Annotated in this window: 12 protein-coding genes; all 12 read right to left on the reverse strand. The window is 64.7% G+C overall.

The annotated features are described in order from the left end of the window. Nucleotides 1–28: 28 nt before the first annotated feature. The gene (locus tag CFB18_RS01080; RefSeq protein WP_088569964.1) at nucleotides 29–916 is read right to left on the reverse strand and encodes a carbohydrate ABC transporter permease; all 888 of its coding nucleotides are present in this window, start codon (nucleotides 914–916) and stop codon (nucleotides 29–31) included. A 1-nt stretch (nucleotide 917) separates the two neighbouring features. Then, nucleotides 918–1,796: a carbohydrate ABC transporter permease gene (locus CFB18_RS01085; RefSeq protein WP_088569965.1), complete on the reverse strand. Its 879-nt coding sequence runs from the start codon at nucleotides 1,794–1,796 to the stop codon at nucleotides 918–920. Between the two features lie 52 nt (nucleotides 1,797–1,848). After that, complete coding sequence (locus CFB18_RS01090) at nucleotides 1,849–3,153, reverse strand: ABC transporter substrate-binding protein (protein ID WP_088569966.1); 1,305 nt, start codon at nucleotides 3,151–3,153, stop codon at nucleotides 1,849–1,851. Then, nucleotides 3,150–5,276 carry a glycosyl hydrolase family 95 catalytic domain-containing protein gene (locus CFB18_RS01095; RefSeq protein ID WP_088569967.1) on the reverse strand — a complete coding sequence of 709 codons (2,127 nt, stop codon included), beginning with the start codon at nucleotides 5,274–5,276 and terminating at the stop codon, nucleotides 3,150–3,152. Before CFB18_RS01095 ends, CFB18_RS01090 begins: the two co-directional genes overlap by 4 nt. A gap of 71 nt (nucleotides 5,277–5,347) precedes the next feature. Then, a complete protein-coding gene (locus CFB18_RS01100; RefSeq protein WP_088569968.1) occupies nucleotides 5,348–6,343 on the reverse strand; it encodes a LacI family DNA-binding transcriptional regulator in 996 nt (331 codons plus the stop codon). 102 nt (nucleotides 6,344–6,445) lie between these two features. Beyond that, complete coding sequence (locus tag CFB18_RS01105; RefSeq protein WP_088570187.1) at nucleotides 6,446–7,372, reverse strand: DUF7916 family protein; 927 nt, start codon at nucleotides 7,370–7,372, stop codon at nucleotides 6,446–6,448. 2 nt (nucleotides 7,373–7,374) lie between these two features. Beyond that, on the reverse strand, nucleotides 7,375–7,839 hold the full coding sequence (locus CFB18_RS01110) for a PTS sugar transporter subunit IIA (RefSeq protein ID WP_088569969.1): 465 nt from the start codon (nucleotides 7,837–7,839) through the stop codon (nucleotides 7,375–7,377). Further along, nucleotides 7,840–8,085, reverse strand: coding sequence for a PTS sugar transporter subunit IIB (locus tag CFB18_RS15510; RefSeq protein ID WP_200808013.1), 246 nt, complete (start codon nucleotides 8,083–8,085; stop codon nucleotides 7,840–7,842). 81 nt (nucleotides 8,086–8,166) lie between these two features. Next, the gene (locus CFB18_RS01115; protein WP_200808014.1) at nucleotides 8,167–9,258 is read right to left on the reverse strand and encodes a PTS transporter subunit EIIC; all 1,092 of its coding nucleotides are present in this window, start codon (nucleotides 9,256–9,258) and stop codon (nucleotides 8,167–8,169) included. A gap of 82 nt (nucleotides 9,259–9,340) precedes the next feature. Beyond that, nucleotides 9,341–10,588, reverse strand: coding sequence for a DUF362 domain-containing protein (locus CFB18_RS16145; RefSeq protein ID WP_088569970.1), 1,248 nt, complete (start codon nucleotides 10,586–10,588; stop codon nucleotides 9,341–9,343). A 160-nt stretch (nucleotides 10,589–10,748) separates the two neighbouring features. After that, on the reverse strand, nucleotides 10,749–11,435 hold the full coding sequence (locus tag CFB18_RS01125) for a TIGR00266 family protein (protein ID WP_088569971.1): 687 nt from the start codon (nucleotides 11,433–11,435) through the stop codon (nucleotides 10,749–10,751). Between the two features lie 64 nt (nucleotides 11,436–11,499). After that, complete coding sequence (locus CFB18_RS01130) at nucleotides 11,500–12,318, reverse strand: enoyl-CoA hydratase/isomerase family protein (RefSeq protein WP_088569972.1); 819 nt, start codon at nucleotides 12,316–12,318, stop codon at nucleotides 11,500–11,502. Nucleotides 12,319–12,659: the final 341 nt, after the last annotated feature.

Below are 12,659 nucleotides of genomic sequence, written 5' to 3' on the forward strand. Positions count from 1 at the left end.
GGCTCCGCAGCATCCCACCGAGTCTGGCCTATCCCTCCCGCAGCCCCGTGAGGGCGATGCCCCGCGTGAAATAGCCCTGGAACAGGAAGAAGAGCAGGAGGATGGGGATGCTGTTGAACATCGATCCGGCCAGGACCACGGAGTAGACCGTGTAGTATTCCCCCTTGAACCAGCTCAGGCCCAGGGGCAGGGTGAACTTCTCCGGCGAGTTGAGCACGATCAGGGGCCACATGAAGGCGTTCCATTCCCCCTGGAAGGTGAAGAGGGCCAGGGTGAGCAGGGCCGGCCGGCTGATGGGCAGGACGATGCGGAAGAAGATGGTGAACCACCCGGCCCCGTCGATCATCGCCGCCTCCTCCAGCTCCCGGGGGAGGTTCTTGTAGAACTGGGTCATCATGAAGACCCCGAAGGCCCCCGCGATCCCCGGCACGATCAGGGCCAGCAGGCTGTCTAAGAGCTTCATCTGGCGAACGATCAGGAAGTTGGGGATCAGGGTGACCTGGCCGGGGATCATCATCGTGATCAGCATGGCCCAGAAGAGGAGATCCCGCCCCGGGAAGCGCAGCCGGGCGAAGGCGTAACCCCCCATGGCGCAGAAGAGGGTGCGGACCACGGCGAGCAGCCCCGCGACCAGGGCGCTGTTGAGCATCCAGCGGGGGAAGAGGTGTCGGAACTCAGTGACGACCTTGAGATAGTTCTCTAGGGTGAAGGGGATCGGCCAGAAGAAGGGCGCCTCGTAAAGATGGGTAAGGGGCTTGAGGGAGAAGACCACCGTGAGGTAGAAAGGCGTCACGGCGATGATTGACCAGCCGATGAGCACCCCATAAAAAAGCGGCTTCTTGATGCGATCCCACCATGCGAACTCGTCCCGGTAGCGCGCCGCCGGCTTGGCCGGCGCCATCGCCTCGACCGCCATCTCACACCTCCGTCGGACGCTCGATCAGGCGGCGCTGGATCACAGTCACGATTAGAATCATCGCCGCCAGCACGAAGGCCACCGCCGAGGCCCGCCCCATGAAGGGCGTGGTGCTCTGGAAGGCCCACTTGTAGATCAGGTAGGCGATGGTGGTGGTGGAGTCCAGCGGCCCCCCGGCGGTCATCACGTAAATTTGATCGAACACCTGAAAGCAGCCGATAACCCCCATGGTCACGACGAAGAAGATCACTGGGCGCAGCAGCGGGATGGTGATGTGGCGGAGCATCTGCCAGCGGTTCGCCCCGTCGATCATCGCGGCTTCATAGTAGGTGACCGGGATGTCCTGGAGGCCGGCCAGGAAGATCACCATCATGGTCCCGGTGGTGGACCAGATGTTGACCATCATGATGGTCGGCAGGGCGAAGACGGGGCTGTTGAGCCAGTCGATGGAGAGACCCAGGATCTGATTGATCACCCCGGTCTTCTTGAACAACCAGAGGAAGATCAAACTGATCACCACCGAGGAAGTCACAGAGGGGACATAAAACAGCGTGCGAAAGAAGCGGCGGAACTTGATCTCCTGGTCTAAAGCGAAGGCCAGCAGCAGGCTGATGATCGTCTGGGTGGGAACCACCACGGCCACATATTTGAGGGTGTTGGGGACGGCCTTCTGCAGAAAGAGACGGTCCTGGAGCAGGTAAAGGTAGTTTCCCAATCCGATCCAGCGGGGTGGGCTGAAGAGATCGAAGTAGGTGAAGGAGAGATAGAGGGCGTAGGCGATGGCGAAGACGTTGAAGACCAGGAAGACGAAGAGATAGGGCGAAAGCAGAACATAAGCAGCGACCCACTCCCCCAGCCGCCGACGCCACTTCCGGGCCATCGCTTCCCCCCTTAGGGGGCGGGCCCAGGAGGCCCGCCCCCCCGCTCCGTGGTTATTGCTGCTCCTTGAGGGCCTTGCGGATCTCCTCAGCGGCCTGCTGGAGGCTGGCCGCCACGTCCTGGCCTTCCAGGTAGATCCGCTCGAGGGCCTTGCCCATCTGCTCGTTCACCACATCCCCCCGCAGGCCCCACATGAAGGGCGTCCCGAACTCCGCACCCTTGAAGATGACCAGGGACTCCGGATGGGTCTTAAAGTATTCGTGTTCGGTGAGCTGGGCGCGGGACGGCAGGGCGAACCCGGTGGAGAGCACCACGGTCTGGCTCTCCTCGCTGGTAAGGCACTCGATGGTCTTCCAGGCGGCCTCCGGGTTCTTGCTGTTCTTGGAGATCACATAGGCCACGGTGAAGATCAGGTTCCCCCGCCCCTTGGGACCCTTCGGCGGGAAGGTCGCGCCCCACTTCAGGGTGGGGAACTGCTCCCGCAGGTAGGGGATCAGCCAGCCGCCCTCGAAGACCATCGCCAGCTTCCCCTGCCCGAAGGCCGTCCCCTGCCAGTCCACCCCCACGTCCGAGGGGATGGCCCCGATCTTCTCCGCCCGGAAGGAGGTATAGAACCGCGCCGCCTCAACGGCCTCCGGGCTGTCCAGCAGGGTGTCGCTGAAGTCCTCCTTCATGATGCGACCCCCGTTCTGGAAGACGAAGATCGGGAAGCGGCCGGGATCGGGCGGGACGCCCAGGCCGTAGATGCCCTTGGCCGGATCCGAGAGCTTGCGAGCGGCCTCCTTGAGGTCGTCCCATGTCCAGTTCTCATTGGGCTCCGGGATCCCGGCCTTGGCGAAGAGGTCCTTGTTGTAGAACAGGGCCAGGGTGTTGAAGTCCTTGGGGATGCCGTAGACCTTGCCGTCCGGCCCGGTGAAGGCATCGATCAGCGTCTTGATGAAATCCTCCTTCTTCACGCCGGACTTCGCCATATAGTCGTCGAGGGGGACCAGAACGCCCTTGGCGGCGAAGAAGGGGAACTGGAAGATGTCCATATAGTAGATGTCCGGTTCCTCCCCGGAGGCGACCAGGGTTTTGATCTTGGCCCAGTAGTCCCCAGTGATCGGCTCATATTTCACCACGACGTCCGGGTTCTTGAGGGAGCAGCGATACAGCAGGGACTCCAGCAGGGCCGTTTCCTGAGGGTTGGCCGCCCAACCGGAGAGCCGCACGGTGACCTTCGGTTTCTCCACCTCCTTGGTGATCTCCACCCGGGTGATCACCACCTCCCGGGTGACGGCGGGGGTGGGGGTGGCCGCCGGCGCGCAGGCCGTCACGGCCAGGGCCAGGACCGCGAGCAGGAGCAGGAACCTTTTCATGGCAGCCTCCTTTCAGGTAATGGGATCTGGAACCGCTGCGCCGTCCCCGGCGCAACGGAGACAACCCTGTCCATCTCTCCGATCTGAAGCCGGATGGAAAGCGGCTCCGCTGTGGGGTTGCGAAGGACCGCTTCCAGGAAGCCTTGCCGGCGATCCCAGCGGCCGGAAACGAGCAGGCCGTGGGCCCGCAGGTTCTCCCATGATCCGGACTCCCACTCCGGAGGGATCGAACGCCCGATGACCAGGCGGTCCGCCCGCGTCTGAACCATTAGGTGATGCAAGGCAGTGCACAGCGCCCCGTGGGCGGTGGCGAAATATTGCATGTTCCACCGGCCCTCTTCATCCACCGTCTCCGCGATCCCCCCATGCAGCGAGAAAGCGGGGCGGAGCTCCTGCAACGTTTGCCAGGCTCCTTCCCCGTCGCCCTGCCAGGCCTGGAGGGTGGCCAGCATCGCCGCAGCCCAGGGGAAGCCCCACTCGTTGTTCCCGTGGCCCACCATTCGCCCCGCATATCGGGCCCGATACGCATGCACTGTCCAGATGGCCCGGGGATCCTCCGGGGGGATCACCTCCATCGGATAGATGGGGGCCAGGCTGCTCACGTTGAGGCGATCCTCGTCCTCTGAGGCCTGAAAGTAGCGGCCGTTGTAGAGGCCGTCCAGCGTCCAGCGCAGACCGGCGGCGGCCTCGGCGCTGCGACGGGCCAGGCCGTTCTCCCGACCCAGCCAGCGGGCCGCCTGGGCATAGCCCTCCAGCAGGCGGATGGTCCCGGCCAGGGTGATCCCCTCGTTGCGCACCCGCACCGGCCGCTCATCCACCCCTACCATCGGGCGGACCGCGAAGCCCTCCGTGGTCTCCTCAACCACCGTATGGAGGAAGAAGGTCGCCAGGCCCTCCAGCAGCGGGAACACCGCCTCCAGGATCCGGCGGTCTCGGGTGAAGATGTATTGCTGGAGCAGCATGTTGGCGTAGGCCGCGTTGTTGTGGACCTGCTCCTTCTGGTGCACCCAGATGCCGTAGGCGGGCTCCCCGCGGTGGGTCAGCTCCCAGTCCCATTTCAGGCCGGGCGCATTGAAATCCTCCTGGGCATGGCGCGCGGCAGCTTCCCGTGTGCGCAGGAAGAACCCGATGGCGGCTTCCCCTTCCGGGATGTGATTGGCCTCCAAGAGCGCCCGGTGGATGAAGTAGGCGTCCCAGAAGAGGTGAGAGGACCAGGTCAGCCGCAGGTTACCTACCGGCAGCCCTCCGGAGACCGGGTTCTGGATGGCCTTGAAGAGATACTGACTGGTCCGGTAGACCCGCTGGAAGTCGGGCGCAGGGATCTCGAAACGGGAGACGGAGAAGTAAGCCTGCCAGAACGAACGGGTGCGGGCGTGCAGCGCCTCTGGCCCCTCTTCCATCGCCCGGGGGATGACCGCGGTGTCCAGGGGGCCCGCATAGTCGTCAGTGATGGCGAAGTAGTGGGTGAAAACGGTCCCCTCCCCCTCCAGCCACCAGACCTTCCCCTCTCGCCCCCACCGCCGGGCTTCAGGCAGGGCGATCTCGATGAAGCCCTGGTAGGGCCCCAGCCGGTAGAAGGCCGCCGGACGGTCCTCCAGGAACGTGAGGGCGTCGAAGGGATCCGTCTCATAGCCCTCTTCATGCCATACTCCGGGGGCGGCGAGGGCCCGGAGGCGGACCGGTCGGTTGAAGCGGTAACGGATCACCAAAAGCGGGCGGTCGGGGCACAGGAAGGTGGTCACCTCCGCCCGAGCCACCCCCCAGTCCACCGTGGTATAGACCGTCCCTTCCTCGGGGACGAAGGTCTGGGTGAAGCCCCGGACATGGCCCGGCTGTCCCTCGACCTCCACCTCATAGGCGGTGTAGCCCAGGGGGGCCAGCTCCGCCCATGGCTTTCCCGCTTTCGGCAGCGCCTCCGCGAAGGGCGGGCGGCGCGGAGGGACCACATCCACCAGGCGGTCCTCGGGGTAGTAGCGGTCGGACTTATACCACTGGCAGCGATCCAGATAGGGATGCCAGCCGTTCGGCGGGCGGTCCGGCACCATCGCCCCGGTGTAGCCGATCAGCACCGCGTCGTGTCCGTTCCCCAGAAACACATGGTAATAATCCCGCGGCAACTGCATCGATCCTCCGTTCGAAACGTTTCAATCCACATTGAAATTCAAAGAGCCGGGTTCGTGGTGACGGAGTGGGCTCAGGCCGACTCCCGGCGGATCAGGGTCGGTGAGATCAGGATCGGGGTTGGGGATTCTCCGTTGACGGCGGCCAGCCAGGTGCGGACCAGGCCTTCGCCGATTTGGTCCATGGGCTGGCGCAGGGTGGTGAGGGGTGGGTGGGCCTGGGCGGCCATCGGGATGTCGTCGAAGCCGATCACGGCCACATCCTGTCCGGGGGTCCGCCCGGCCTCATGCAGCGCGCGCATCGCCCCGAGGGCCATCAGGTCGGTGGCGGCGATCAGGGCCGTGAAGGGGATCCCGGCCTCCAGGAGCGCTCGGGCGGCCTCGTAGCCCCCTTCGATCGTCAGGCGGGTGATCCGGACCAGGTTCTCATCGAAGGGGAGGTCCGCCTCGAGCAGGCCCTGCCGGTAGCCCTGGAAGCGGTGGTGGGCGAAGGTAAAGGAGAGCGGGGGGCTCAGGTAGGCGATGCGGCGATGCCCCTTTCCAACCAGGTAGGCGACGGCCTCCCGCATCCCGGCCGCCCCATCCACATCCACCCAGGGGAATTCCCCATCGCCCTCGATCCGCCCGAAGGCCACGAAGGGGATGTCCGCAGCCTGGAGGTGGGGGATGCGGGGGTCGTGGCGCTGCAGGTCGATCAGGATGAAGCCGTCCACCCGGCGTCCCTTGAAGAGGCGATCGATCAGGCGCAGGTCGGCGGCGGGGTCCCGGCAGGTGGCGATCAGGAGGTCCAGTTGATGGGTGGCGCAGGCATCGCCGAGGGCGTGGATCAGTTCAAGGAAGAAGGGATCGCTAAGGCGGCGCTCGCCGGTGGGGAGGATCAGGCCGATGGTGTCCGTGCGGCGGCGTTTCAGCTGGCGGGCGCCGGCGTGGGGGTGATAGCCCAGCTCGGCGATGGCCCGCATCACCCGCTCCCGGGTCTCCGGGCGCACCGGCCCGGAGTTGTTCAACACATACGAGACCGTGGCCGGAGAGACCCCTGCCCGCTGCGCCACATCCCGGATCGTCGCCATCCCACCCCCGGTATTGAAACGATTCAATTCGAGTGTAATGGGAAAGAAGGGAATTGTCAAGAGGGTCGGCTGGCACCTCCCCCTCCGGGGCGCAAAGGGGTTTCAGCGATACGGAGAGGCAGCCATACGGCGCCAGGTGTGTCGGCGCCCGCGGATCGCAATGGAGAGGGTGTAGATGTTTTCAGGGAAGGCGATCCCGGTGAACCCCGCGTCGCCGATGTGGAAAAGATCCACCCCGATTCGCTTGCCGGTCAGGGCCAGTTGCTCGATGACCGAGGAGGAGGCACCCTCCTGGGAGGTCCCGATGGTGCCCATCACCAGTCGTCCCGCTTGATGGATCCGCTCGACCAGCCGGGCGGCCTCGTGCTCCAGAAGCCCCGGCACGGTTCCGGGCAGCGGGATCAGCACGCCATCCGCCCCGGCTGCGAGGAAGGCCTCCACATCCGCTTCCGTGACCACCGGCTGGTTCACCCCTGCCCGGTGCATCTTCCCCGCCAGGAGAAGAAGGGCATCCCCCAGATCCTCTCGGATTCGCCTTACGGCCTCCGCGATCCCCTTTCCGGTGACCCCGGTCTTCGGATTGCCGGTGATCACCAGGAAATCCGCCCCCTGCTCATGCGCACGCCGGGCGTTCTCCGGCGTGGCCAGCCGCCCTGGAGCCCGCGCTGCCAGCTCCGGAATCGGGATCGGTTCCAGGTTAAGACCCACCGGACGCCCGACCCACTGCTTGATCTGCCCCGGCGTGATGCCCACACCCGCTGGCAGATGAGCCCATCCCAAATCCAGATCCCCGCTCCCTGGGAAGCCCATCACCTGTGGCTGCAGGACATCATAACCATTCAGCAGAATGAGGTCTGCGCCCATTGCCGCCGCCAGTTCCACGTTGCTGATCCCATCCACCAGCGGAGGGGCCAAGACCAGGATCTCCGCGCACAGCGTCCGGCCCTCGGCGAGCCGGATGCTTTCCCGCAGCTCCCGGCCGTCCATGGCGCGGAAGTCGCTGGCAAAAGCGTCCAGCAGGCGTTTCACGCTCATCCTTGCTCCCGCACAACGTAAAGCAGGGGATCCTGCCCTGCCCTCACAGCATGGGCTTTGGTAGGGAAAACCCGATAGCCCGCCGGAAGCTCGGGCATGATCACCGGGGAGAGAAGCGAGAAACCCGCCGCGCGGATCCGCTCCATGTCAAACCGCGCGATGGGCTGGCCGGCTTCCATCCAATCTCCCTCCTGAGCCAGCCGCACAAACCCTTCCCCGCGCAGATGAACGGTGTCCAGGCCGATGTGCACCAGGACCTTCAGGCCATCTTCCCCTTCGATCGCGAAGGCGTGACCGGCGGAATGGAAGACAACGAGACGGCCTTTCAGTGGAGCCACGGCGATCCCCTCGTCGGGCTCGACTGCTATCCCCTCCCCTAACATCCGCTCCGCGAAAACGGGATCCGGAACTTCCTCCAGAGGCACCACACGACCGGTGAAGGGGGAAAGGATGGGGATCATTCAGCCTCCCCGGAGGATTTTGTTGATCTCCGTGGCGATCAGCTCCGCGTGGGTGCCCACCACAATCTGGATCCCGTTTCCCATCCGGACCGGACGCCCGATCATCCCGGCCGCCCGCAGCTTCGCCTCGTCCACCTTGCTCGGGTCCACCAGCGTGGCCCGCAGACGGGTGATGCAACCGTCGATCTCTCGGATGTTCTCCCGACCACCGAGGGCTTCGATATAGCGCAACGCTTTGTCTCGCATACCGCCCCCTCTTTACCGACAGGTCCCTGCGGGCGGGCGGACCCCCACCCGCAGGGACCGGGTTGCACAAAAGGATGCGGATCAGGCCTCCGGCTCCCGGCCGGGCGTGGGGATGTTCAGGGTCTGGATCAGCCAGCTGAAGAGCACGTAGTAAATCACCCCGAAGATCACCCCGACTCCCAGGAGCAACAGAGGTTGCTTGGCGATTCCGAAGTTGATGATGTAGTCGATGATCCCCGACGAGAAGGTGAAGCCATGTCGGATCCCGAGGGAGATGGTGACAAAGGCGGAGATCCCGGTCAGCACGGCGTGCAGCACGTAGAGGACGGGAGCGACGAACATGAAGGCGAACTCCACCGGCTCGGTGATCCCGGTGACGAAGGAGGTCAGGGCTGCTGAGAAGAGGATGCCGCCCACAATGGGTCGGCGCTTCGGATCTGCGGTCATATACATGGCCAGGGCGGCGCCGGGCAGCCCGAAGAGCATGATGGGGAAGAACCCGGTCATGAACAGCCCGCCCTCCGCGCCCCGGGTCTCAAAGAAGCGGGTAAGATCGCCGAACTGGAACCAGACGATGGAGTTGATGATGTGATGAAGGCCGAAGGGGATCAGCAGACGGTTCAGGAAGGCGTGGACGGCCGCGCCCAGGGGCCCGGCCTGGGTGGCCCAGTTCCCCACAGCGGCCAGCCATTGCTCCGGCCAGTGCCAGATCAGCCCGAACACAATTCCCAGGATCACCGCCGCGAAGGCGGTGACGATGGGGACGAACCGTTTGCCGCCGAAGAAAGCCAGCCACTCGGGAAGCTGGATGGTGTGGAAGCGCTCGTAGAGATAAGCGGCCAGCAGTCCGCTCAGGATGCCGGCAAGCACCCCCATATCGGAAGGCTTCTCGAGGCGATAAACGCTGGTGCTGATGTCGGCCAGGACCTTCGTCAGCACCCAGTAACAGACCGCCCCGGCCAGGCCAGCCGTCCCAACGTCGGCGGTGAAGCCAATGGCCACACCGATGGCGAACAGCAGGGGCAGGTTGCCGAAAATCACCCCACCCGCATCCGCCAGCCATGGGATGTTCAGCAGGTCCGGCTGCCCGAACCGCAACAGGATCCCCGCTGCCGGGAGCACCGCGATCGGCAGCATCAAAGAACGACCGATCCGCTGCAGGGTGGCAAACATGGCGACCTCCTTGAAGGTGAGATGAAGTGATACGGGAACCACCTCGCTCTCCTCGATTTCACCTCCTTTCTTAAACATTCATCTACATCCGGGCCTCACGCAGCGTTCGGGGCCGGAGCCGACGCTGCAGGAAGGCCCGGAGGGATGCCCACAGGAACCCCCAGCCCAGCTCGCTTCGGAGCGAGGCCACCTGCAGGACGTAGGGGAGATCCAGCAGGAGCCGGGCCACGGGGACATGGCGGCCCGGCAGCCGAACGATCCGGCTGTATCCGCGATAATCCGCCCGTGCCGAGTCTCCCAGGAGGATCGCTGCCGCTGTGTCCGTTCGGGGCCGGTGGAGCTCTCCCACCGATCCGATCACGATCGCTGCCTCGCGGGCTTTGGCCAGGGAGATCCCCCCGTGCTCCAGCACCCAGAGGGTTTCCATCAACGCCCCGGGGATGTTCCAGAGAGGTTCAGCTTCTGAGCGATACACCCGCACCTGGGGCGGCCAGGGATAACGCTCCGGGAGCGGATCAGGCCGGATCACCTGCTCCCCCAATCGCCCCAGATCCCTCAGGGACAGATCTCCTTGGATGCGGATCTCCGAAAGGTCAGCAGGGCCCAGGCCCTGCCGAACGGCCTCCCGGATCCAGGGGACTTCCAAAGGATCCAGGCCGTAGAGCCGGGCAGCGATCAGATCCATCGTGAGCAGGTGGGTTCCCATCACCAGGACCGAGAACGTAAGGGGCTCGCCTGCCAGCTCCCCCCCGCGGTGGAGCACCTGGGTGGCATCCAGGATGATCAGGTGCGGCGGATGTTCTTGCAGGGTCTGGAGGATCACCTCCGGCAACCGGGGGTAGGCGTGAAGATGCTCGGTGGGGTTCAGCAGGAACATATGATGCCGCGCCGCCCCGGCGAACCCCAGGAACCCGCTCCCGGTCAGGCGAGGCAGGGCGATCCAAAGGTCAATGCCCCGAAGAAGGTCCGGCCATCGGGAGGCTTGCCCATCGAAAACCTCGTCGAGGGGGATCAGGGGGATGCGATGGCGCCGAGCCCAATCCCCATAACCTGCTTGCTGCATCGCATAACGGGCCGGGAAGCCCGGGAGACTTCCTGCCCCCACAATGATGGAACAGTCGATGAACAGCGAGCGCAGCGCTTCCAGGAGCGCGACCGGGGTGAACGCATGGGGAGCGAAGCGGGGATGAGCCCAGGGGCAAGCCGGCTGGAGGAAGATCCGCCGCCCGGTCGGGAGGGAGATCCCCAGCGCCTCCAGGCCACGCCGGATCGCGGCCCGAATGGCTTCCAGGGAGGGCTCTGAGGCGAAGGCCACGAAGATCTGTTCCATCCCCCACCCCCGGAGAGGAGGGGTTCTTTTTGGATTATACCAGATTAACCCATTATGTCAATTCGCATCGCCTCCCTGACTGTTCCAGGGTTAGCGGGTGGAGTTGGAAAGGAATGGACCTCCCGCTGAAGTCCGAGGAGACCCCTACCCGTCTGAGCCTTTACCTCCTGCCTGAACCGATATGCCGGCGGAGGATGGGAAGAAGGATCTGGATCAGAGAGACCATGTGCCGGCTTTGGATCAGGAGGCGAGCAGGCCCTTCTACCTCCACCACCAGGCCTTCGCCGCCGAAGAGGATGGTCTTCAGACCCCCAACCGCGCGGATCCGATGTCGAGCTCCCTCCGCCATCCCCACGAAGTGGAAATTGTCCACCGTGACGGTCTCCCCGGCCGGCACTTCGATCTCCTCGATGGCCCCGAACGCGCTGACCCACACGCCTCCGGTGCCACGGACTTTCAGCCACACCAGCTCCCCCTCGGTCAGGAAGCCCCGGAAACCTCGCCAGGCCACCGAAACTTCCACCGAACCATGGTGCGCCAGGTAAGCGAAATCCTGCAGAACAAAGGATTCCCCGTTCAAAGGGACGTAGTGAATGTCGCCGATGCCTGCCGGCGCGAGCCATACCTGGGCCGGGCCTTCTGCTCGGAAAGTGTTGAGGAAGACAGATTCTCCTCCCACCAGGGAGCGCATGAGCCCCTGAAGGACCCCACCTCGGATGCCTGTGTTCACTCGAATGGGTCCCTGCATGAGGAGAAGGGCGCCCGGCTCTGCCACCACTTCTTCCCCCCGCTCCAGTGAGACGCGCAACACCGGATAAGTCCGCTCCGGGGCAATTTCCCAGTGCATGGGCCACCTCCTGAATAAGGATTTGCAATGTGGATGTAAGCCGAAACGGATTTCGGCCTACCGCTCACTCTGGGGAGAGATCCTCCAGCGGCCAGCGGGGTGGTCGTTTCTCCCGGAGGGCTTGAAGGCCCTCCCGGGCATCGGGGAGGCGGAAGCCCAGGAACTCCAGGGCGGTGGAGACGTCGAAGAGGGGTCCTGCCAGCCGGAACCAGTTGTTGAGGGCGTATTTGGTCCAGCGGATGGCAGAGGCGCTCCCCCGGGCCAGGCGCCGCGCGATCTCCAGGGCCACCTCGTAAGCCTTCCCATCTTCCACGCACAACGAAACCAGCCCCAGCCGCTCGGCTTCCTCTCCGGTGAGAGGCTCGTTGAGGAGCAGGTAATATTTCGCCTTGGCCATGCCGATCAGCAACGGCCAGACCAGCACGGCGTGATCCCCCGCCGCCACCCCCAGGCGCACATGGCCGTCCAGAAGGCGCGCCCCGCGGGCCGCCACCGAGATGTCCGCCAGCAGGGCCACCGCCAGGCCTGCCCCCACCGCCGGGCCTTCGATGGCGGAGACGATGGGCTTCTCACAGTTGATCACGTTGTAAACCAGATCCCGCGCCTCCTTCCAGACCCGAAGGCACGCCCGGGGATCCGTCATGATCTCCTCGATGAGGGAGAAATCGCCCCCGGCGGAGAACGCCTGCCCCGCCCCTCGCACCAGCACCACCCGCACGGAGGGATCCGCGTCGATCTCCCGCCAGACATACGTCAGCTCCCGATGGGCCACCGCGTCCAGGGCGTTGAGGGTCTCCGGTTGATGCAGGATGACCTCCAAAATGCCCGGCTCGGTCTCCTGTAGGATCAGACGCCGATAGGCGGAGGTCCAGGATCCCACCATGGGTTCCCTCCAGGTGTTCGGCGGATCGGTCGCGTTGAAGCCACCTCTACAGGATTGATTTTTGCAGGAGGGTCTTTCGCCCCGAACTTCCCATCTTCGATAGCGCGGGGTCGCGGCTGAAGCCGCTCCTACGAACACATCGATCTTTTTGTAGGAGGGGCTTTTAGCCCCGAACCCGCCTTCAAGATCTCAGAGGGTCGCGGATGAAGCCGCTTCCCACAATCCCGAGTCTTCCGTCTTCGGTGGCGCAAGGGTCGCGGCTGAAGCCGCTCCTACCGCATGGATTTTCCTGTCGAAATGAATTTCGACCGCCTCGGACGGAGGGAGCGCCCCGAGCTCGG

The organism is Thermoflexus hugenholtzii JAD2 (assembly GCF_900187885.1).
Classification (GTDB): Bacteria; Chloroflexota; Anaerolineae; order Thermoflexales; family Thermoflexaceae; genus Thermoflexus; species Thermoflexus hugenholtzii.

Coding starts and splice junctions, on each gene's coding strand:
- CFB18_RS01080 (WP_088569964.1), bottom strand. CDS start 916: ATGGCGGTCGAGGCGATGGCGCCGGCCAAGCCGGCGGCGCGCTACCGG.
- CFB18_RS01085 (WP_088569965.1), bottom strand. CDS start 1,796: ATGGCCCGGAAGTGGCGTCGGCGGCTGGGGGAGTGGGTCGCTGCTTAT.
- CFB18_RS01090 (WP_088569966.1), bottom strand. CDS start 3,153: ATGAAAAGGTTCCTGCTCCTGCTCGCGGTCCTGGCCCTGGCCGTGACG.
- CFB18_RS01095 (WP_088569967.1), bottom strand. CDS start 5,276: ATGCAGTTGCCGCGGGATTATTACCATGTGTTTCTGGGGAACGGACAC.
- CFB18_RS01100 (WP_088569968.1), bottom strand. CDS start 6,343: ATGGCGACGATCCGGGATGTGGCGCAGCGGGCAGGGGTCTCTCCGGCC.
- CFB18_RS01110 (WP_088569969.1), bottom strand. CDS start 7,839: ATGATCCCCATCCTTTCCCCCTTCACCGGTCGTGTGGTGCCTCTGGAG.
- CFB18_RS15510 (WP_200808013.1), bottom strand. CDS start 8,085: ATGCGAGACAAAGCGTTGCGCTATATCGAAGCCCTCGGTGGTCGGGAG.
- CFB18_RS01115 (WP_200808014.1), bottom strand. CDS start 9,258: ATGTTTGCCACCCTGCAGCGGATCGGTCGTTCTTTGATGCTGCCGATC.
- CFB18_RS16145 (WP_088569970.1), bottom strand. CDS start 10,588: ATGGAACAGATCTTCGTGGCCTTCGCCTCAGAGCCCTCCCTGGAAGCC.
- CFB18_RS01125 (WP_088569971.1), bottom strand. CDS start 11,435: ATGCACTGGGAAATTGCCCCGGAGCGGACTTATCCGGTGTTGCGCGTC.
- CFB18_RS01130 (WP_088569972.1), bottom strand. CDS start 12,318: ATGGTGGGATCCTGGACCTCCGCCTATCGGCGTCTGATCCTACAGGAG.